Source organism: Nocardia sp. bgisy134 (assembly GCF_965341865.1).
Lineage (GTDB): Bacteria > Actinomycetota > Actinomycetes > Mycobacteriales > Mycobacteriaceae > Nocardia.
Window position 1 is genome coordinate 41,384 of sequence record NZ_CBDQZP010000004.1, and the last position, 20,730, is coordinate 62,113.

General features: G+C 70.3%; 18 protein-coding genes and 1 pseudogene. 13 read left to right on the plus strand and 6 right to left on the minus strand.

Annotated features, from left to right (window positions below):
* Positions 1 to 3 precede the first annotated feature (3 nt).
* From ACRWNM_RS09105 to ACRWNM_RS09125, 5 genes are read right to left on the minus strand one after another with little or no spacing between them, the layout of a single operon-like run.
* Positions 4 to 1,038: an MlaD family protein gene (locus ACRWNM_RS09105; RefSeq protein ID WP_431965496.1), complete on the minus strand. Its 1,035-nt coding sequence runs from the start codon at positions 1,036 to 1,038 to the stop codon at positions 4 to 6.
* A complete protein-coding gene (locus ACRWNM_RS09110; protein ID WP_431965498.1) occupies positions 1,026 to 2,048 on the minus strand; it encodes an MCE family protein in 1,023 nt (340 codons plus the stop codon). Before ACRWNM_RS09110 ends, ACRWNM_RS09105 begins: the two co-directional genes overlap by 13 nt.
* A complete protein-coding gene (locus tag ACRWNM_RS09115; protein ID WP_431965500.1) occupies positions 2,045 to 3,103 on the minus strand; it encodes an MlaD family protein in 1,059 nt (352 codons plus the stop codon). Before ACRWNM_RS09115 ends, ACRWNM_RS09110 begins: the two co-directional genes overlap by 4 nt.
* A gap of 4 nt (positions 3,104 to 3,107) precedes the next feature.
* Positions 3,108 to 3,974, minus strand: coding sequence for an ABC transporter permease (locus ACRWNM_RS09120; protein ID WP_431965501.1), 867 nt, complete (start codon positions 3,972 to 3,974; stop codon positions 3,108 to 3,110).
* Position 3,975: 1 nt separating this feature from the next.
* Positions 3,976 to 4,821: an MlaE family ABC transporter permease gene (locus tag ACRWNM_RS09125; RefSeq protein WP_431965502.1), complete on the minus strand. Its 846-nt coding sequence runs from the start codon at positions 4,819 to 4,821 to the stop codon at positions 3,976 to 3,978.
* A 354-nt stretch (positions 4,822 to 5,175) separates the two neighbouring features.
* Between ACRWNM_RS09125 and ACRWNM_RS09130 the strand changes: the two genes are divergently transcribed.
* From ACRWNM_RS09130 to ACRWNM_RS09185, 12 genes are all read left to right on the plus strand, one after another.
* Entirely contained in the window at positions 5,176 to 5,787 is a 612-nt protein-coding gene (locus ACRWNM_RS09130; RefSeq protein ID WP_431965504.1) for a TetR/AcrR family transcriptional regulator, read from the plus strand.
* Positions 5,771 to 6,439, plus strand: coding sequence for a TetR/AcrR family transcriptional regulator (locus ACRWNM_RS09135; protein ID WP_431965506.1), 669 nt, complete (start codon positions 5,771 to 5,773; stop codon positions 6,437 to 6,439). Before ACRWNM_RS09130 ends, ACRWNM_RS09135 begins: the two co-directional genes overlap by 17 nt.
* A gap of 105 nt (positions 6,440 to 6,544) precedes the next feature.
* Complete coding sequence (locus tag ACRWNM_RS09140; RefSeq protein ID WP_431965508.1) at positions 6,545 to 7,405, plus strand: SDR family oxidoreductase; 861 nt, start codon at positions 6,545 to 6,547, stop codon at positions 7,403 to 7,405.
* A 26-nt stretch (positions 7,406 to 7,431) separates the two neighbouring features.
* Positions 7,432 to 9,327: a CocE/NonD family hydrolase gene (locus tag ACRWNM_RS09145; RefSeq protein WP_431965510.1), complete on the plus strand. Its 1,896-nt coding sequence runs from the start codon at positions 7,432 to 7,434 to the stop codon at positions 9,325 to 9,327.
* Positions 9,328 to 9,463: 136 nt separating this feature from the next.
* Positions 9,464 to 10,735: a hypothetical protein gene (locus ACRWNM_RS09150; protein ID WP_431965512.1), complete on the plus strand. Its 1,272-nt coding sequence runs from the start codon at positions 9,464 to 9,466 to the stop codon at positions 10,733 to 10,735.
* Positions 10,732 to 11,703 (plus strand): glutamate ABC transporter substrate-binding protein, encoded by a 972-nt coding sequence (locus ACRWNM_RS09155; protein ID WP_431965514.1) that lies wholly within the window; start codon positions 10,732 to 10,734, stop codon positions 11,701 to 11,703. The genes ACRWNM_RS09150 and ACRWNM_RS09155 overlap by 4 nt, the downstream gene beginning before the upstream one ends.
* The gene (locus tag ACRWNM_RS09160) at positions 11,700 to 12,884 is read left to right on the plus strand and encodes a hypothetical protein (protein WP_431965516.1); all 1,185 of its coding nucleotides are present in this window, start codon (positions 11,700 to 11,702) and stop codon (positions 12,882 to 12,884) included. The genes ACRWNM_RS09155 and ACRWNM_RS09160 overlap by 4 nt, the downstream gene beginning before the upstream one ends.
* Positions 12,881 to 15,214 carry a tetratricopeptide repeat protein gene (locus ACRWNM_RS09165; protein WP_431965518.1) on the plus strand — a complete coding sequence of 778 codons (2,334 nt, stop codon included), beginning with the start codon at positions 12,881 to 12,883 and terminating at the stop codon, positions 15,212 to 15,214. The genes ACRWNM_RS09160 and ACRWNM_RS09165 overlap by 4 nt, the downstream gene beginning before the upstream one ends.
* 182 nt (positions 15,215 to 15,396) lie before the next feature.
* Positions 15,397 to 16,440 carry a double zinc ribbon domain-containing protein gene (locus ACRWNM_RS09170; protein ID WP_431965520.1) on the plus strand — a complete coding sequence of 348 codons (1,044 nt, stop codon included), beginning with the start codon at positions 15,397 to 15,399 and terminating at the stop codon, positions 16,438 to 16,440.
* Between the two features lie 22 nt (positions 16,441 to 16,462).
* Entirely contained in the window at positions 16,463 to 17,749 is a 1,287-nt protein-coding gene (locus ACRWNM_RS09175; protein WP_431965522.1) for a vWA domain-containing protein, read from the plus strand.
* A complete protein-coding gene (locus ACRWNM_RS09180) occupies positions 17,749 to 18,405 on the plus strand; it encodes an FHA domain-containing protein (RefSeq protein ID WP_431965524.1) in 657 nt (218 codons plus the stop codon). The genes ACRWNM_RS09175 and ACRWNM_RS09180 overlap by 1 nt, the downstream gene beginning before the upstream one ends.
* A gap of 19 nt (positions 18,406 to 18,424) precedes the next feature.
* The gene (locus ACRWNM_RS09185; protein ID WP_431965526.1) at positions 18,425 to 18,967 is read left to right on the plus strand and encodes an AAA family ATPase; all 543 of its coding nucleotides are present in this window, start codon (positions 18,425 to 18,427) and stop codon (positions 18,965 to 18,967) included.
* Positions 18,968 to 19,008: 41 nt separating this feature from the next.
* Here ACRWNM_RS09185 and ACRWNM_RS09190 read toward each other — a convergent pair.
* Positions 19,009 to 19,158: pseudogene (locus ACRWNM_RS09190) on the minus strand (FAD-dependent oxidoreductase); the annotation flags it as partial.
* 81 nt (positions 19,159 to 19,239) lie between these two features.
* On the opposite strand from ACRWNM_RS09190, the gene ACRWNM_RS09195 reads away from it, so the two are divergent.
* On the plus strand, positions 19,240 to 20,730 hold the full coding sequence (locus ACRWNM_RS09195; RefSeq protein ID WP_431965528.1) for an MFS transporter: 1,491 nt from the start codon (positions 19,240 to 19,242) through the stop codon (positions 20,728 to 20,730).

Sequence of the window (20,730 nt, forward strand, 5' to 3'; positions counted from 1 at the left end):
CGCTCAGCACTCCCATCCCGGCAGCGGAATACACACCGTCGCCGTCAGCGCCGACTGATCGATGACGACACCGTCCTCCGAAGCGGTCATCGCCACGAGTTGCTCGCGCAGCCGCTGCCACTGCGGAATGGCCACATCCAGTTGCGCGGCCAGCTGTTCCAGCTGCGGCAGCAGCTCGCGCAGCTTCCCGGCCAGCGGGGCGAGCACCTCCCGCCAGGACGGCTCGATCGCCGCGATCCGCGACAGCAGCGAAGCCGCCACGGTCAACGCCGATTCGATCTCGGCGCGCTTGCCGAGCCCGACCGTCATCAGGGTGCCGACCTCGCGGACGAACGTCCCGATCAGCGACTTGTTCACATCGATCGCGCGCACATACTCGTCCAGCACCGCGAGCGCACGCGACACCTCGAGGTTCTGCCCGCGCAGGATGTCCACGAAGGACTGCATCGCGGTGCCCATCTGGCGCAACGCGTCGGGGCTGGTGTCGAGGGAGTGCTGGAGGGCGGCCAGATTCTGCCGCAGCGTTTCCCCGTCGACCTGAGCGACAGGTGCAGCGGCGTCCTGCAGGATGCGCACCAGGCTGTAGGGCAGCCGCACCCGGTCGGGCGGGATCGGCCGCGAGCCGAGGGCGCGCTCGCCCGCGGGGAACACCGCGACGTAGTGGCCGCCGACCGCGGTGAGCATGCGGATCTCCAGGCTGGTCGCGTCACCGAGAAACACGTCGCGATCCACCGTGAAGGTCATTCGCACCTTCGTCTCGCCCAGCTCGAGCGCGGTCACCGAGCCGACCGTGATGCCCGCGAGGCGGACCTGGTCGCCCACTTTGACCGAGTTCGCCTCCGCCAGGTCGGCGGTGTAGCCGGTCTTGCCCAGCGGGACCAGATAGATCACCGCGGTGGCCAGCAGCAGCGCGGCGACGAACAGTGCGCCGAGGATACCGAGGCGGAATTCCCTGGCGTTCTTGGCCGCCTCGTGCCGATCGTGCGAAAACCCGTGCGCCGCGAGCTGATTCAGCGCACGTTGGATCATCCGTTGCATATCGCGATCCTTTGTCCGGCGACCAGCACCGAAAGCACCTGGGGGAGTGCGACCGAGCCCTTGGAGCAGCTCATCGGCACCGGACCGGCGGCGCCAGGCGCGGGCGGTAGCGCGGCGCTGAGCGCTTGGAGCAGGCCCGGCAGCCTGCCGAGCGCGTCCAGTGCCGCCTGCGGGTCGGGGAACAGCAGCCGCAGGTCGGTCATCAGATCGGGATTGCTGGCCTCGGTGAACCCGAGCGTCTCCATCAGGCTGTTCAGCGGTCCCATCGCCGAGGGCGCCACGGCGGCGAAGTCGAGCAAACCGTCCAGCTTCACCCGAAAGGCGCTGAATACGTCCGCGATTCCCTCCAACAGGGTGGCCAGATGCGGTGAGCGCCCGCCGACCTGTGTGGAGATCGCATGCAGATTGGCCACGATCGTGGCGATCACCGCCTGCCGATCGGAGGTGTAGCGACTGAGCTTCTCGATGGCGTCCAGCGCGGGGCCGATGCCGGACCCGTTCCCTTCTATCACCGCGAGCACGCTTTCGGTGAACTGGTTGAGCGCGCCGGGGGAGAACTCGGCGATCACCGGCTGCAAGCCGTTGAACAGCTGGGTGATGTCGAAGGAGGGCACCGTGCTCGACACCCCGAACGCCGCGCCGGGCGGCAGCGGCGTCCCCGGCCTATCCGGTTGCCGCACATCGACATAGCGCTGGCCGGTCAGGGATTGGTAGCGAATGGCGATGACGCTGGCGTCGTAGACGGGGCGGTCGCGCTGGACGGTGAAGGTCACCCGGGCGTTGTTGCCCGCCCGCTCGATCTCGGCGACCTTGCCGACCGACACGCCGAACATCCGGACGTCGTCGCCGGTCTTCAGTCCGCTCACGTCGGTGAATTCGGCGGTGTAGGAACCGGTCTCGCCGTCCACCGGGCGGGTGATCGCCTGCACGACGACGGCCAGCAGCACGACCATCGCGGCCGCGAACAGCCCGAGCCGCCACATCACGGCACGGATCGGCAGGGCCGTCATCGCGCACCTCCCGCGTTCAGCGCCGCGAATCCGGACGGTCCGAGCAGCGGCACCGCGAGCCCCGGCATCCCGCGCAGGGTCACGGCCACATTCAGCGCGGGCCCGTCGGGTGTGTCGGAGAACAGGCGCTCGAGCCGATCGATCAATGCGGCTGCCTCGGCGCGCGAGCGTCCCGGCTCGGGCAGTGTGGCCGCGAGCGCACCGACGAGCGGCGTCAGTTCGGCTGTGTAGCTGTGCAACTGCCGATTCGCGGCGTCACCGAGCAACCCGATCTTGGGCAGCGCTCCGTCCACGACCATGGTGATGGTGGCGTCGTAGCGCGGCCGGTCGTTGCGGAAGATCTCGATGTTCATGACCGCGTGCAGGAGCCGGAAGGTCGCGGAGGCGAAATCGCCCGCGCCGCCGAAGAAGGCCGCGTACTGGTCGATCAGATACGGCGCGGGGTAGCGCTGGGTGTCGGCCACGGCGCGACTCAGCGCGATGATCGCCTCCCAGAGCGGGGCGAACGAGCTCATCTCGCTGTTGACCGTGGCGAGCAATTCCGACAGCTGCGGGGTGAGCACCTCGGTGGAGGTGGCGGTGAGCGCGCGCAGCAGGCTGCCCATGGTCACGTCGGTGACCTTGTCGGCGTGCGCGCCGGCGAGATCGATCAATCCGCCCTCGGCGAGCGGTGCGCCGCCCACGGCGGCCCGCAGCGTGAGAGCGCTGATCCCGAACAGGTTCTCCGGCGCGTAGTCCACGGTGAGCGCGTCGGTGAGGCCCGCTGTCTGTGTCTTGTCGAGATCCAGCGTGATCAACTGGCGTCCCTTGCCGACGGCGGCGATCTCGGTGATCTCGCCGACGGTGACGCCGTCGTAGCGCACCCGCGTGCCCTCGATGACGCCTTCGCCGATCTGCTCGGTGCGCAGCTGGACCTGGAGACGGTCCGGCGGCCGGTCGTCGAGGCCCGCGCGCCAGGTGAGTCCCGCGGCGACCGTCAGCGCCAGCGCGGCGGCGCCCAGCGCACGAGAACCGCGCCTGCTCATCGGCACGCCGGGCAGTCCGTAGTTCGGCATGGGATCACCCCGGGAATTCGATGGCGGAGTTGATGCCCCAGAGCATGATGGTGAGCACCATGTCGAGGGCGATGATGGCGACGAAGCTGGCCCGCACCGCGCGACCGGACGCGATGCCGACGCCCTCGGGTCCGCCGGAGGCGAAAAAGCCGTAGTAGCAATGGATCAGGATGACGGTGACGCCGAACACCAGGATCTTGACCACCGCGGCGAGCACGTCGTAGCCACTGGTGAACTGGAAGAAGTAGTGGTTGTACACGCCACCCGCCTGACCGTGCAGCAGGACGATCACCGCGGAACAGGCCAGATAGCTCAGGATCAGCGCGATGAGGAAAGTCGGCACGATCGCGACGGCGCCCGCGATGACCCGCGTGGTGACGACGAAAGGCACCGAGCGCAATCCGAGGGATTCGATGGCGTCGATCTCCTCGGAGATGCGCATCGAGCCGATCTCCGCGGTCATCCGGCAGCCCGCCTGCGCGGCGAAGCCGATCGCCGCCGCGATGGGGGCGAGTTCCCTGGTGTTGGCGAAGGCCGACACCACGCCGGTGACCGGCCCGAGGCCGATCAGGTCCAGCGCGGCGAAGGACTGGATGCCGACGCCAGCGCCCATCGCGACGCCGAGCACCACCAGCATCGGCACGGTGCCGCCGCCGACGATGACCGACCCGCGCCCCCAGGTCATGTCGGTGATGGTGCGCATCGTCTGGGCGCGGTAGCGGCGCAGCGTCAGCGGTATCGCCCACAGCGCCTGAAAGACGAAACCGAGCAGGAAACCGGTGGTTTCGATCGGGGCGAGGATCCGGCCGCGGTTGCGGGCGGCGCGATAGGCCCAGCCGAGGCCTTTGGGTGCGTAGGGTGTCGCGGTCATCTCAGGCCACCCGCAGTGGCAGGAACATCGTCACGATCTGGGTGATCACCAGGTTGACCACGATGATCGAGGCCACCGAGATCACCACCGCGGCGTTGACGCCGTCGGCGACGCCGCGCGGCCCGCCCTTGGCCTCCAGCCCGCGCTGGCAGGCGATGATCACCACGAGGAAGCCGAACAGCATGGCCTTGGCCAACGAGATCCACACGTCGGCGACGACCGCGAAGGAGCCGAACGTCGCCCAGTAGCTGCCCGGCGTCACGTTCTGCGCGCTGATCGCGACCGCGTAACCGGAGACCACCCCGACGAAGATGATCAGCACGTTCAGCAGGGGAGCGACGAACAGCATCGCCACCACCCGGGGGATGACGAGCCGGTGCACGGGACTGATTCCCATGGTGCGCAACGCGTCGATCTCCTCGCGCACGGTCCGTGCGCCGAGGTCGGCGGCGATGGCCGAGGCGCCTGCCCCGCCGAGCAGCAATCCGGTAGCGATCGGCGCGCCCTGCTGGATCACGCCGAGCCCGCCCGCCGCGCCGATCATCGAATCGGCGCCGAGTTGGTGGATCAGGTTGCCCACCTGCACCGAGACCACCACACCGAACGGCACCGCCATCAGCACCGCGGGCAGGGCCGTGACGGTCACCAGATACCAGGCCTGGCGCAGCATCTCCTGCCATTGGAACCGCAGGCCGATCAGATCGGAGACCGCGCCGCGCACCGACTCGATGCCGAGATCGACCGCCCGGCCGAACGTGCGCACGCTGGAAACCGCGGTGCCGGTGACGTTTTCCCGCGCGATCCGGATCGCGCCCCCGTCCGCGACGGTCGGTGCCGCCTCCTTCATCGTTCCTCCATCCCCCGTTGCGCACGCACCGATCCGCCTCGGCGCGGGTCGCCGACATCCGGGGCTTCTGGGGTAGCCCGATGTCGCGATCACCTGTGACCATCAGCACTTCCACCGATCGGAAGTAGTCTGCGTCACATACGAATACAACGACGTCAATTTACCTCCGTAGCTCCGTCGCCGCCGTAGGATTCGATGAAACTGATTGTCTCCGTGGACAAACCGACGGGCGATGAGCTCGCATTCCGGCGCGACTCGCCCCGCTGAGCCTCCGGCTGCGTACACTATTCAATCGGGTGACCAGTTCGCTGGGGGAGTGCTGACGCTCGACGACCGATCACGATGGAGGCGAAGGTGTCAGCGCGACGCGACCAGATCCTCGACGCGGCACGCGATCTCATCCTCCGCGAGGGCTACACCCAGGCGAGCATGCACGCCGTCGCCCGAGCCGCAGGCCTGACCAGGCCCGCGCTCTACGCCGAATTCGGCGACCGCGACGGGCTTTTCACCGCACTGCTCGACCGGGAGGAAGAACGCGCGCTGGACATGGCGACCGCGTCCATTCCCGAAATCCGGCCCGGAGCCGATCCCGCCCAGGTCGCGGCCGAGGCCACCGACCTGTTCCTGGACATAGTGCTCGCCGCACCGGCCACGTGGCGCTTCGTGCTGCTGCGTGACCAGGCGCTGCCGCCCGCGGCACACGAACGGGTGGCGCACGGCCGTGCGGTGCTGCGCGAGCGCTCCGAAGCCATGATCCGCCTGATCGCCGCCATGGGCGAGCGGGAGATCGACGCCGAACTCGTCAGCTACACCGCCATCAGCACGAGCGAGACCGCCGCCCGCTTGGTGCTCGACGAAGGGGGCGCCGAGCGCCGCGACGCCGTCGCCTCGACATTGCGCTGGCTCGCGCGCCGGGCCGTGGCCGCCACGGGCATCGGGGAGGTGGCCGGTGGCGCGGGCCGGTAGCGACGCCGCCCGGCCGCGCCGCAGGTACGCCAAACGCCTGCAGCCCGCCGATCGGCGAGAACAGCTGCTCGACACGGCGTTACGCATCCTCGCCGTGTCCGGTTTCGCGGACGTCACGATCGCCGCGGTGGCCGAGCGGGGCGGGGTGACCCGCCCGGTGGTGTACGACCTGTACGCCAACCGCGACGACCTGCTCCGCGACCTCATCGCGCGCGAGACCGCCCGCATGGTCGCCGCCACCTCGAATGTGGCCGAGCTCGCCGCCGCGCCCACCGATCCCAAGGCGGCGCTGCTCGCGGGACTGGCCCGCTTCCTGAGCGATCTGAGCTCCGTCCCCGACAGCTGGCGGCTGGTGTACTACCCGATCGACGGGGTGCCTGTCGCGTTGCGCCCGCCGATCGAGCGGGCGCGCGACGAACTACGCGCGCCGCTGCGACGGCTGCTCGGCGCCTGGCTGGCGAGCCGACCGGCCGACGAACACACCGACGAGGTGGACCTCGACGTTTTCGTCGAGATCGTGCAGGGCGCCGTCCAGACCGTGGCGCGGCAGATGCTGGCCGACCCCCGCCGCTTCGACATCGACCGAATCCTGCGCGTCGTCGACCTGTTGCTCTATGAAAACCCGTCGGCGAAAAGCTCTTCCGAGCCGTAACGGTGCTCCTCCCGCCCCTGTGCGGCCCGCGTCGAACGGTTCCGTCTGGGACGCATCGCGCTCGATTGATAGACAACCGTGTTCACCGACACTTATGGTCTAGCCATGACGAAGTTCGACGGCAAGAGCTGCCTGATCACCGGGGCGGCCAGCGGCCTTGGCCGAGACACCGCCCGTGCGGTCGCGGCCAAGGGCGCGTCACTGATTCTCACCGACATCGACGAGGCAGGCTTGCAGCGTACCGCCGGGGAGTTGCGCGAGGCGGGCGCCACCGTGCACCTGGCCGAGGCACTCGACGTCAGTGACCACGCCGCCGTCGTCGCGTTGGCCGCGAAGGCGCACGACACGATCGGCAGCGTCGACATCGTGATGAACGTGGCGGGCATCGCCACCTGGGGGACCGTCGACCGTCTGACCCACGATCAGTGGCGGCGCACCATCGACATCGACCTGATGGGTCCGATCCACGTCATCGAGGAGTTCCTGCCGCCGATGATCGAGGCGGGACGTGGCGGGCACCTGGTCAACGTGTCCTCGGCCGCGGGCCTGTTCGGTCTGCCGTGGCACGCGCCGTACAGCGCAAGCAAATTCGGGCTGCGCGGCGTCTCGGAGGTGCTGCGTTTCGACCTGCGCAGGCACGGGATCGGCGTCAGCCTGGTATGTCCTGGCGCGATGTCGACGCCGATGGTGAACCGGGTGGACATCGCGGGCGTCGACCGCGAGGCCGAGGCCGTGCAAGCGGGGCTGAAGCTGTTCCTGCGGCACGCCGTCACGCCCGAACAGGCGGCGAAATCCATTGTGCGCGGGGTGGAGCGGAACCGGTATCTGATCTACACCTCGCGCGACATCCGGATCGGGCACTGGGCCCAGCGCTACTTCCCGCCCTCCTACAACCTCGCCATGCGCGGCCTGAACTGGGCGATGCAACGGTACGTCGACAAGCCGGGCGTGCTGCGCGCACGATAAGACACGAACCTCGGAGGGGGATCGCCATGGTCGAGCCGCTGACCAGCGCTACCGGCGCGCCGCCGGACGCACGTTTCGACATAGGGCCGGCGCGCTACCCGAAACTACATGCGTCCTCGACGATTCCGATCCCGATGTCGGACGGCGCCGTGCTCAGCGCCGACGTCCTGCGTCCCGGCGACCGGTCCGGGCCGACCGCCGAGCCGCTCCCGGCGCTGATCAACTTCACCGCCTACAACAAGATGCTCAACCGGCACGGTATGCGCGCGAATCGGGCGCTGCGCGCGCTGGCGATGCGTGTCGCACCGTCGGACCGAGGCAGGATGACGGCACGCGACGTGCTGCGCACCCCGGCGGGCGGGATCTTGGAGCCGTTCGCGATCAACCGCACCGCCGTCTCGCGCGGGTACGTGGGACTGATGGTGGACGTGCGCGGCACCGGAAGTTCCACCGGCACCTGGGATTTCTTCGGCCCCCGCGAACAGCGCGACTACCTCGAGGTGCTCGAATGGGTCCGCGCGCAGCCATGGTGCGACGGGCGCGTCGCGGTGACCGGACTCTCCTACGGCGCGATCTCGGCGCTCATCACGGCGGGCCTGCGCCCGGAGGGCCTCACCGCGGTGTTCGCCATCGAGGCGGGCGAGAACCCGGTGCGCGAACTCGGGCTCACCGGCGGTGTGCCCACGCCGGGCATGCTCGCGTGGATCCTGTTCGTGCACGGGGCCGGACGCGTTCCCGCGCTGCCCGGCCTGGTGCGCAACGGGCTGCTGGGCCACTATCTGCGCGATCGCGTCACCGCGCGCTCGGACTGGGTGCGCAGGGCGCTGCGGATCGCCCTCGACATCGACCATCCCGACGGCTATCTCAATCCGGAATGGGCGGCGCGGCTGGCCCATTTCGAGGAGATCGACGTGCCCACCTGGATCCACGGCGGCTGGCACGACGTCTACAACCGGTCGAATTTCCGCATCTACGACCGTATTCCGGTCGCGCCGGGACCCAAGCAGGTCCTGGTGGACGACTCCTACCATCTCACGCCCGGCTCCGGCTTCGGCGATCCGGGCAACCCGCAGGCGCTCGACGAACTCCAGTGCGCGTTCTTCGACCGGTGGGTCAAGGGCATCGACAACGGCATCGACGGGTACGGACCGGTCACGGTGCGCAGGCAGGGCGACGGGCGGTGGGTGCAGCGCGCCGAGTTTCCCGACCCGGCGACGGGCGTACGCAGGCTCTATCTGACCGACGTGCCGAGCGGCACCGCGGGGCACGCCGCGCTGGACGGCGGATTATCCTCCGCGCCAACCGATACCGAGCTGTCCCTGCCGGTGCCGACCGGCCGGGTCAGCGCGGCCTCCAACAACACCGCGGTGATGACGATGGGCGTCGCGCTGCTGTTCGGCGACCGTTTCGGCAACGACGACCGGCGCAGCGAGGCCACCGCGCTCACCTTCACGAGCGCGCCGTTCGCCACCGATACGGTGCTCTCCGGTCCGATGAATCTGCACCTGCTCGCGACGGCCGACGGCGCCGACGCATTCTGGTCGGTCATCGTGTGCGACGTGCGGCCCGACGGCGCCTCGGTGCCGCTCACCCGCGGTGCGCTGCTGTCCACACTGCGCGCGGTCGACTCGGCCGACAGCTACTACGCCGAGGGCGAGCTGCTTTTCGCCGTGCACCCCATGACCGCCGATTCCGCGCAACCGGTGGAACCGGGCCTCGCTTTCGAGATCGACATCGAGATCAACCCCACCGAGGCCCTGCTCCGTGCCGGGCACCGGTTGCGAATCTCGGTGAGCCGCACCAGTTCACCCCGTCACCTGATCCCGCCGTGGAAGCAGCGCCAGATCGCGGGTCAGCGCGTTCTGCTGCGTCCGGACAACCCGAGTTACCTGAGTTTCCGCGCGCTCGGCGGCGACGACTGAGACCCGGCGGCGGCGGCCGGACGGTGGTCGTTGCTGTGCGGTCGCGAGAGCGAGAAAGCAAGGGGGAGCGCAACGCAGCGGCCTACCGTACTATCGCGTGCGGAGACACCGGCCGGGTAGACGAAGGGGGGACGGTGTGGGACCTCGCCTTCCGGCGACCGCGCGCGACGGGGCGGCGTGGGTGCGACGCTTCGCGCGCACGACACCAGGTCTGATCGGTGCGCTCGCACTGGTGACGGTCACGCTGTGCCTGCTCGCGGGCTTCACCGGAGCAAACCAGCTGAGCGGCAAGATCGATCGGCGCGACGCCGCCCTCGCAGGCACCGAACCACTGGCTTACGCGGCGCAGAACCTGTACGTCTCGCTCTCGGCGGCCGACGCGGCCGCGGCGGAGGCCTTCCTGACCGGCGGTATCGAGACACCGCAGGTGCGCGCCCGATACCAGCAGGCACTCGCCGACGCGGCCGACGCGCTCGCGCAGGCCACCGCGGGCGCCTCCGACGAACGGACCCGCCGCATCGTGGCGGCCATCAGCGCCGAATTGCCCGCGTACACGGGGCTGGTCGAGACCGCGCGGGCGAACAATCGGCAGGGCTTCCCGGTCGGCTCGGCCTACCTGCGCGAGGCCTCCGACATCATGCAGGACTCGCTGCTGAAGAACGCCGAGGAGCTCAGCGCGCTGCGTTTCGCCGCCGTGCACCAGGACCAGCGAGCGATCGGCGCGTTGCCGTTCACCACGATCACGACGCTGTTGCTGGTGCTCATCGCTTGCGGCGCGGGCTCTTTCGTGCTGCTGCGCCGGACCAACCGGCGGGTCAATCCGGGACTCGTGGTCGCGGCGGCCGCGGCAGGTGTCGCGCTGATATGGACGGTGCTCGCGACCTCGGTGGCCGCGACGGCATTGGAGACCGGACGCGACGGTGCGGCGGTTCGCTTCCAAACCCTGGCCGAGGCACGGATTCTGGCGCAGCAGGCGCGTACGGCGGAGACTTTGCAGCTGGTCACCCGTGGCGATATCGCGGCCGGGGAGGAGACGTTCAATCGCCACACCGCGGCGTTGCGCGATCGCCTCTCGCAGGTCACCGGCTCCGATTCGCCCGCAGCCCTGCGCTTCGAGGGCTGGACGTCCGGTCACCGCCGTCAGCTCGCGGCGTACCAGGCGGCCGACTATCCGGCCGCCGTGGATCAGGCCATCGGCGCGGGACCGGAGACCTCGGCGACCCGATTCGCCGAACTCGACGAATCCCTGCGCGCGGACGTGCAGCGGGTGCGCAGCGATCTGCGCGGCGGTATGGACGCCGCCGGTGACGCACTGACCTGGAGCCCCTCCGGAGTCCTGCTGCTGATGCTGTTCGCGGCGGGCGCCGCCGTCGTCGGACTGTGGCCGCGGCTGAAGGAGTTCCTGTGAGAAGACGGCTGTGCGCGCTGGTCGTCGCCCTGGTCGCGGTCGGCCCGCTGCTCGCCGCGTGCAGTACCGACGCCTCCGTGCCCGCGACGCCGCCCGCCGCGGCGGTGAATCCGGCTCCGCCCGAGTTCGCCCCGATCACCACGCCCGGGCAAGCCGAGGACGAATGCGACGCCGAGGCCAGCCTGCGGCCGGGGCCGCTGCCGCCGCCGGGCGCGATGCCCGCGGGATCGCCGATGGCCGCGATCGTGGCCAATGGGCGGGTCCGGGTCGGCGTCGACCAGAACACCTACCTGTTCGGTTTCCGCAACCCGACCACCAACGAGCTCGAGGGCTTCGACATCGACATCGCCAGGGAGATCGCCAGGGCGCTGTTCGGCGACCCCAACCGGATCGAACTGCGCTCGGTGACCGCCGAGGAGCGCATCTCCGCGCTGCGCGAGAACAAGGTCGACCTGATCGTGCGCACCTTCTCCGCCACCTGCGAGCGCCGCCGCGACGTGGACTTCTCCGCCGTCTACTACCGTGCGGCGCAGCGCGTTCTGGCGCCCAAGAACTCCGGCATCAGGTCCAGCGCCGATCTCGGCGGCAAGCGGGTGTGCGTGGCCAGGGGAACGACCGCGTCCGGCCCGCTGTTCGCGCTGCCCAAGCGGCTCACCGTCTTCGGCGTGACCAACTGGACCGACTGTCTGGCCGCGCTGCAACAGGGCCACGTGGACGCGATCAGCGCCGACGACCCGATTCTGCACGGTCTGGTCGCGCAGGACCGGAATCTCGAGGTGGTCGGCGAACCCATCGGCTCCGGCGCCTACGCCATCGGGATGGCCAAGGGCGCGCCGGAGCTGGTGCGTTTCGTCAACGCGGTGCTCGAACGCATGCGGGCGGACGGCACCTGGCAGCGGATCTACGCCGCGCACCTGAGCGTTCTCGGTCCCTCGCCCGGCCCGCCGGAAACCCGGTACACCGCGTGATCCGGGCGACCATGCAGCCGCTCACCCTCGCCGAGATCGATCGCGAACTGGCCGCCCGCACCGCCCAATTCGACGCGATCACCGCCACACTGCTGGAATTGGACCGCCATCCCGGCCTGACCCTGCTGCGCCGTTTTCCGCCGACGGGTCTCACCGAACGCCGGTGGACGCCGATCCGCGCCGAGCTCGACCTGATGTGGCAGGACCTGGCCCGGCTGCAAGCCATCCTGGACGCGGCGCGCACCGTGCGCGGCGCCCGGTCCCGGCTGGACGCCGAGGCGCGCGCCGAGCTGACCCGGCTGCTGCACGGGCGGCCGCACGAGGCCTCCCGCACACCGATTCCCCTGGCACAGCGCTCGCTCACCGGCCCAGGCGAACGGGTGCTGTTCGTCGGCCTGGCCGACACGGTGGACCGCATGCGCGCGACCTTTCCCCGGATCGCCGCCTTCCTCGACGAGGTCGGCGCGGTCAACGACAGGGTGATGTCCGGGCTCGCGCCGCTTCAGGCTCGGGTGGACCAGGCGGGCGCGGTCACCACGGAACTGCGGGACATCGGCGAGGCGATCGCCGAGCTGTTGCGCCGATCCGCCACCGATCCGCTGGCGCTGACACCGCCCGAGATCGACGCTCGCCTGGCCGATATCGGCACCCGCCTGGACCGCGCTTCGGACCTGCTCGCCGAACTGGCGTCGATCACCGCGAACTGGGATGCCGCCGTGGCGGCGACCCGCGACAGGCTGACCGCGCTCGCCGAAACGGAGGCGCGCGCCGAACGCGCGCGTGCGGAAGCCGAGCGCAAGATCCGCACCGGTCCGTTGCCCGTGCTCGAGACGGCGCACCGGGCGCTCGGCGGCGAATTGGCCGCCCTCGCTGCCACGCCGGGCGCGGGCGCGGCGTTGCACGAGCTGCGCCGCCGGATCGCCACGGCAAGCGCAGCGGCCGCAGGCGCGGCAGAACTCGCCCAAGGCTTGCTCGACCGCCGCGCCGAGCTGCGCGGGCGGCTCGCGGCCTATCGGGCCAAGGCCGCCCGATTGGGCGTCGGCGCGGACGACGAGCTGGCGGCACGGGAGAAGCGCGCGACCGAGCTGCTGTCGTACCGCCCGTGCGATCTCGCGGCGGCCACCCGCGCGATCGCCGACTACCAGCGACTCATCGCGGAAAGAGCGGGGAGGAGATCATGACCTGCACCGAACCCGGCTGCGACGGGCCGGTCGAGGACGGTTATTGCACGGTGTGCGGCACCGCACCCGCTGTCGCCGCGCCGGAGATCACCGCGCCGGAGGCGATCGAGTCACCGTCCGCGCGCGCCGACGCCTGCACCGAACCAGGCTGCGACGGTACGATATCCGGCGGCTACTGCGACACCTGCGGCACCGCGCCCGCGGCGACCGGAACGGTCGCCGCCTCGGCCCGGACCACCGGGCCGGGGACCAGGGGCTCCACCCGCTCGGTGCGCACCGGTCGCTCCGCGTCGTCGAAGTCCAGCGCGCGCGGACGGCTCGGCGCCGGACTGGTCGAAGTGCCGCGAGTGCCCCGGATCCACCCGAGCTCGGCGATCCTGGCCGACCCGATGGTTGCCGAGCCGAAGCGTTTCTGCGGCGCCTGCGAGCGCCCGGTGGGCCGAGGACGCGAGGGCGCACCCGGCCGCACCGAAGGCTTCTGCCCGAACTGCGGCACCCACTTCTCCTTCGCACCCAAGCTCTCCGGCGGCGATCTCGTCGGCGGCCAGTACGAGGTGGTCGGTTGCCTGGCGCACGGCGGCTTGGGCTGGATCTACCTGGCCACCGACCGCAATGTCGGCAATCGCTGGGTGGTGCTCAAGGGTCTGCTCAATTCCGGTGACCTGGACGCCATGGCGGCGGCGGTCGCCGAGAAGCGGTTCCTGGCCGAGGTCGAGCATCCGAGCATCGTCAAGATCTTCAACTTCGTCGAGCACGCCGGAGCGGACGGCGTCGCCGTCGGCTACATCGTCATGGAGTTCGTCGGCGGCACCTCGTTGAAGCAGATCCTGCGCAAACGACGCGACACCGACGGTGGTTACCTGCCCGTGCCGCAGGCCATCGCCTACATTCTGGAGATGCTGCCCGCACTCGGACACTTGCACTCGCTCGGGCTCGCCTACTGCGACTTCAAGCCCGACAACGTGATGCAGACCGATGAGCAACTCAAGCTCATCGATCTCGGCGCGGTGATCGCCATGGACGATCAGGACAGCGCCATCTACGGCACGATCGGATATCAGGCGCCGGAGATCGCGACCACCGGGCCGACGGTCGCGACCGAGGTGTACAGCGTCGGCCGCACGCTGGCCGTGCTGATCATGCACATCCCGCAGGAGGACGGGCATTTCAGCGCGCTGCCGGGACCGGACGCCGAACCCTTGCTCGCCCGCTACGACTCGCTGCACCGGTTCCTGCTCCGCGCCGTCGACGCCGATCCCGAGGCCAGGTTCGCCTCGATGGAGGAGATGACCGACCAGCTGACCGGCGTGCTGCGCGAGGTGCTCAGCGCCGACGACGGGTCGCCGCGCCCCGGCATGTCGGCGTATCTCGGGCCGCCGCGCGCGGTCTTCGGCGTCGGCTCCGCGGTCGCGCCCGAGGACGTCGTCGCCGGTCTGCCGGTGCCGCTGGTGGATCCGGGCGACAGCGGTGCCGCGCTGCTCGCCACCACGGCGGGGACGACGCCGGAGGAACTGGAACGCGCCTTCGCCGACGGCCTGCGTTCGGTGGTCACCGGCCGCGCCGAATCGGTGGAGATCCCACTGCGCCTGGTGCGCGCCGCCCTGGACATCGGCGACCCGGCGCAGGCCGAGCGCAGGCTCACCGAGCTCGCCGACCGGCTGCCCGGCGACTGGCGACTGGCCTGGTATCGCGGCCAGGCCGGGCTGCTCGCCCGCGATTTCGCCGCGGCCCGGGCCGAATTCGAGGCCGTCTACGCCGCGCTACCCGGTGAACCGGCGCCCAAGCTGGCGCTGGCCGCGGTAGCCGAACTCGCCGGCGACGGAGCCGTCGCGGCGCGCTACTACGACACCGTCTGGCGCACCGACCGCGCCTTCCCCGCCGCGGTGTTCGGCCTGGCGCGGGTGCGCCGCGGCGCGGGCGACCGCGATGGCGCGGTCGCCGTCCTCGACCAGGTCGACCGATCCTCGTCGCTGCACACCGAGGCGCGCGTGGCCGCGGTGGACGCCTTGCTCGCCGAGCGCACGGCTGCCGAGCTGAACGAGTCGGTGCTGCGCGATGCGGGCGGCCGGGTCGGCGCGCTGGCGCTCGACTCCAAACGCCGCGGGGCCGAGGTGCGCATGCGGGTCTTGGACGCCGCGCTGGCCTGGCTGAGCGGCGGCAGGGCGGCGACGAATCACGCGCCGCTGCTCGGCGTCTCGCTCGACCACGAAGGTGTGCGCACCGGATTGGAGCGCTGCTACCGCGACCTGGCGCGCGAAACCGACGATATGTGGACCCGTTTCGAGTTGGTGGACCGCGCCAACGCCATCCGCCCGAGGACCACGCTGTGAACCGCGAGCGGAGCGGCGAACCCGCAGAACCCGCCGAGCCGAACCCGCCCGACGATCCCGGCTCAGCCGCCGAGCCCAGCGCGGCGCCGAACCCACCCGACCAACCGACTTCGACCGTGAGTGCCGACGTGACCCCATCTGTGAGCGCCCCTACGACCTCCCCGGCGGACACCGTGCCGACCATGCCACTGGCGACGCCCGCCGCGCCGCCGCCTACCTCGCCGCGCTGCCCCGACTGCCAGGAGAGCGTCTCGGTCACCGATCGGTACTGCGAAGCCTGCGGTCGCGAACTCAGCGCGCGCCGGGTCGCGCTGCCGCACCCGGAATCCGAGTCCGCGCCGCCGCGCCCGTGCGACGCGTGCGGCGCGCAGCAGTACGACGCCGACGGCTACTGTCGCGGCTGCGGCCAATTGCTGGCCCCGCGTGACCGTTTCGAGGCCGATTTGGGCGCGGTGTGCGTGGCCACCGACCGCGGCATCGCGCACGCGCGCAACGAGGACTCGGTCGCCGCCGCCGTGGTGGACGGCGCCGCCGGGCCGCAAACCGTCGTCATCGTGGTGTGCGACGGCGTCTCCACCTCCGAGGATCCGCAGGCCGCCTCCGGCACGGCGTCCCGCTCGGGTGTGGACGCGGCGCTCACCGCGCTCGCCGAAGGCCGCGACGCGCCCGATGCCGCGCTGGCCGGACTGGCCGCCGCGGCACAAGCGGTCCGCGATATCGCGGAGGACGAGACCCACGCTCCCTCCTGCACGTACGTCTCGGCGATCGTGCGCGGCTACGACGCCGACACGGTCGAGATCACGGTCGCGAATGTCGGTGACAGCCGCGCGTATTGGCTCGTGCCCGCACCCGGCGCGCCCGACATCCCGCCCTCGCAACGGCTCACCGTCGACGACTCGTGGGCTCAGGCCCTGGTCGACGCGGGCGCGATGGACGAGCAGACCGCCATGAAGGACCCCAGGGCGCACACGCTGTTGCGCTGGCTCGGCGCGGACTCCGGCGAACGTCCGTGGTCGGACACCTGCGTGCGCGCCTTCCGCACCCGAGGTCCCGGCCTGCTCCTCCTGTGCAGCGACGGACTGTGGAACTACCAGCCCGACGCGCACGGGCTCGCCGCGCTGGCGACAGCGGCCGAGCCGATGCGGGCGGCCCGCGACCTCGTCGAATTCGCCCTGCGCAGCGGGGGCAGCGACAACATCACCGTCGCGCTCGCGCGGGTGCCCTGATCGACCAGCCAGGAGAAGTACTGTGAATTCTGTTGCCGACAACGGCATCTCGGTGATCGTCGACCAGAACGAGTACCTCGCGGAAGGCGTGAGCACGGTCGACGCGGTGGTCACCGTGGAGACCGGCGCCGATTTCGTCGCCGCCGGGCCGCCGCCGGAGCGGGTGGAGATCCTGATCATCGACTGTTCGGGATCGATGGGCAACGCCAAGAAGCTCGAAGGCGCCCGCGGCGCCGCCATGGCGGCGCTGGACGCGCTGCCCGACGGCACCCGCTTCGCGATCGTGCAGGGCACGTCCATGGCCCGCCTGGTCTTTCCCACCGACGTGCCCTCGCTGCCCGCGGACGCGAACACACGCGCGGCGGCGCGCCGAAAGCTCGACAAGCTGCGCGCCGACGGTGGCACCGCCATGGGCACCTGGCTCGGCTTGGCCCGGCAGCTGGCCAAGAAGCACGAAGGCGCCATGGTGCACGCCATCTTGCTCACCGACGGCAAGAACGAGCACGAGTCCCCGGAATCCCTGGCCGCCGAGATCGCCCAGTCCGAGGGCGTGTTCACCTGTGACTGCCGTGGCGTCGGAACCGATTGGCGGGTGGACGAATTGCGCGCCATCGCCTCGGCGTTGCACGGCACCGTCGACATCGTCGCCGATCCCGCGCACCTGGCCGCCGATTTCGCGGCGATGACCCACAACGCCATGGCGAAGGCGATTCCCGAACTGACGCTGCGTGTGTGGACTCCGGCCGGGGCGACGGTGCGTTTCGTCAAGCAGGTCGCGCCCGCCATCGAGGATCTCACGGCCCGCCGCGTCGAGGCGGGCGCGCAGGTGGGCGAGTATCCGCTCGGGGCCTGGGGCGCCGAGGAACGGGATTATCACGTGCAGGTACGGGTGGAGCCCGCCGCGCCGGGCCGGGAGAAGCTCGCGGCGCGGGTCAGCGTGCTCGCCGGCGACGAGGTGGTCGGGCAGGGGCTCGTGCGGGCGGTGTGGACCACCGAGACCGAGCTGTCGGCCCGGATCAGCAGGCGCGTCGCGCATTACACCGGCCAGGCCGAGTTGGCCGACGCGGTGCAGGAGGGTCTGACAGCCCGTAAGAACGGCGATGTGGAGACGGCGACGGCCAAATTGCGGCGCGCGGTGCAGCTGGCCGCGGAATCGGGCAACGAGAGCACCGCGAAGCTGTTGCGCGGGGTGGTCGAGGTGGACGAGCGCAACGGCACCGTCCGGCTGCGGTCCCGCGTCGCGGCCGCCGACGAGATGGCGTTGGACGCTCGCTCGACCAAGACCGCGCGGGTCCGCAAGGAGTCCTGATGGTGACCTGCCCCGAAGGACACCGTTCGACGGCGCTCGACTACTGCGATGTGTGCGGAGCGCCGGTCGGGGAGCCGCCGACGACGGTGGCCGCGCCGCGCTGCCCGGCCTGCGGTGCGCCGAGCGGCGGACGCTTCTGCGAGGCCTGCGGTCACGATTCGGCCCTGTCGCCGTTGCCCGATCCGCCCGCACCCGACCCGTCCTCGAGACCGGTGGCCGCCGAGCCCGCGACGGTGCGGGTATCGCCGGTGACGTGGATCGCCACGGTCACCGCCGATCGCGCCTTCTACAACCGCGTGCTGGCGCGCGAGGGGCCCGACGCGGACCGCGTCGAGTTTCCCGCCTACTATCCGCCGCGCCGAATCACCTTGCAGGGCAGCGAGATCCTGATCGGCAAGCGCAGCGTCTCACAGGGTCTGCACCCCGATATCGATCTCGGCATCGCTCCCGCCGACGCGGGCGTCTCCCGCGCCCACGCGCTGCTGCATCTGACCCCGACCGGTCTCACCGTCACCGATCTGGGCTCCACCAACGGCACCAGCCTCAACGACAGCGATGATCTCATCCCCGCGGAGCAGCCGGTCGCGCTGCGCAGCGGCGACCGCGTCCACGTCGGCGCCTGGACCACCATCACCCTTACCGCCGAGCCGGCCTGAGGTCTGCGATCATGGCCGGATGGCCTCCGCCGTCTATCTGATCACCGGTATTCAAGCCGCGGGCAAATCCACGGTGGCGCAAGCGCTCGCCGAGCGCCTGCCCCGTTCGGCGCACGTGCGCGGGGACACCTTCCGCAGATTCGTGGTGAGCGGCCGTGCGGAGATGAGCCAGGAGCCGTCGGCGGCCGCGCTCGATCAGCTTCGGCTGCGCCACCGGCTCGCCGCGTCGGTCGCCGACGAGTACGCCGCCGCGGGCTTCACCGCGGTCCTGCAGGACGTGGTGCTCGGCGAGTTCCTGCCGTACACCGTCGACCGGATCCGCACCGATCCGTTGTACGTGGTGGTGCTCGCACCGAGCCGCGAGGCGATCGCCGCCCGCGAGGCGGCGCGCGGCAAGGACGCCTACGACACGTTCACGGTCGCGGCACTCGACGCCGCACTGCGGGACACCACACCCCGGCTCGGGCTGTGGCTCGACACATCGGAGCTCACCGTCGCGGAGACCGTCGACACCATCCTCGACACCGCCCGCCCGATCGAGCGAAAACCGGCCGAATTCTGAGCGTCCGCGGCGCTACATGTCCTCGCGCACACAGCGCGGCGCGCGAGCGGCTTGGTGGCGGGTCCCTCCAGCACCGTGCCGTCCGGCGCGAAGCGCGAGCCGTGCGGCGGGCAGTCCCAGGACCGTTCCGCGTCGTTCCACCGCAGGATCCCGTACAGGTGCGAGACCTCCGTGGTGACCCCGTCGACGGTTCACCAATGCCTTACCACTGGAGTGAATCGCTGACTATAGTTGCGCAACAACGGGTTTACCTAGGCCGACTAGGAGATGCCATGGCGCAGAAGGTAGTTCGCGGGTGGATTGCGCTGGCGGCGCTGGCGTTGGCGACGTTGACTATCGGGTTGGATGTCACGGTTCTGACGGTCGCGTTGCCGACGTTGGCGGTGGATCTAGACGCGGGGACGTCAGCGTTGCAGTGGTTCAGTACCGCTTATACGTTGGTGCTGGCGGGGGCGATGCTGCCCGCGGGGTCACTGGGGGATCGGTTCGGGCGCAAGCGGTTGCTAGTGGGGGCCTTGGTCGTGTTCGGGGTCGCGTCGGTGGCCTGTAGTTTCGCCGACAGTCCGGGGCAGTTGATCGCGGCGCGTGGATTTCTGGGTCTGGGTGCGGCGGTGATGATTCCGCTGTCGATCGCGGTGGTGCCGGTGTTGTTCAGCGAGGCGGCGCAGCGGGAACGGGCGATCGCGATCTGGGTGGCCGCGGCGGCGTTGGGGTTGCCGTTGGGGCCGATTCTGGGCGGCTGGCTGTTGAATCATTTCTGGTGGGGGTCGGTGTTCCTGATCAACATCCCGCTGGTGGTGATCGGTGCCGCCGCGGTGATCGCGTTCGTTCCGGAGTCTCGTAGCGATACCCGCGCGCCGATCGATGTGCTCGGGGTGGTGTTGTCGTCGGCAGGATTGCTGTGTCTGACATACGGGTTCATTCGGGCCGGTCAGCAAGGGTGGGGCGAGCGGGTGTCGACCGGAGCGCTGGTGGTGGGGTTGTTGGTGCTGGCGGTCTTTGTGGTGTGGCAGTCGCGGGCGGCGAACCCGTTGATCGATCTGGGCCTGTTCCGCAGTCGGGGGTTCGTCACGGGTTCGATGTTCGTGGCGGTGGGGATGTTCACCTTGTACGGGTTGTTGTTTGTGCTGCCGCAGTATTTTCAGGCTGTGCTGGGTGCCGACGCCCTCGGTAGTGGGTTGCGCCTGGTGCCGATGATGGCCGGATTGATCGTCGGGACGAAGGTGGCGGATTCGCTGCGAGAGGCGCACGGGGCGCGGGTGGTGCTGATCGTGGGGTTCGTGCTGCTGGGTGTCGCCTGTGGTCTCGGTGCGACGACGTCGGTGGACACCGCCTACTGGGTCACCGCGATCTGGACTGCGCTGGTGGGTGCGGCGATGGGCTTCGTCATGCCGACTGCGTTGAGTATGGCTGTCGGTTCGGTGTCGGTGGACAAGGCCGGTGCGGGCTCGGCGTTGATTCAGGTGTTCCGTCAAGTGGGCGGCACGATAGGTGCTGCGGTGCTGCCATCGGTGGTAGCGGCGGGGTATACCAGCGGATTGGGGGAATTCGATGTTGCTCCGATTCGGGACAATGTGACGGCAGGGGTCGCGCTCGGTGCCGGGAATCCGGATCTGGTGGAGCGGGTGCAGTCCTCGTTCGTGTCGGGTATGGCGTTGATGCTGTGGCTGTGTGTGGGCATGTGTGTGGTGTCGGTCCTGGTGGCCGGGTTTCTGACGCCGGGTCGTGTGCCGACGGTCGAGGCGTCGGAGTCGGTGCGTTGA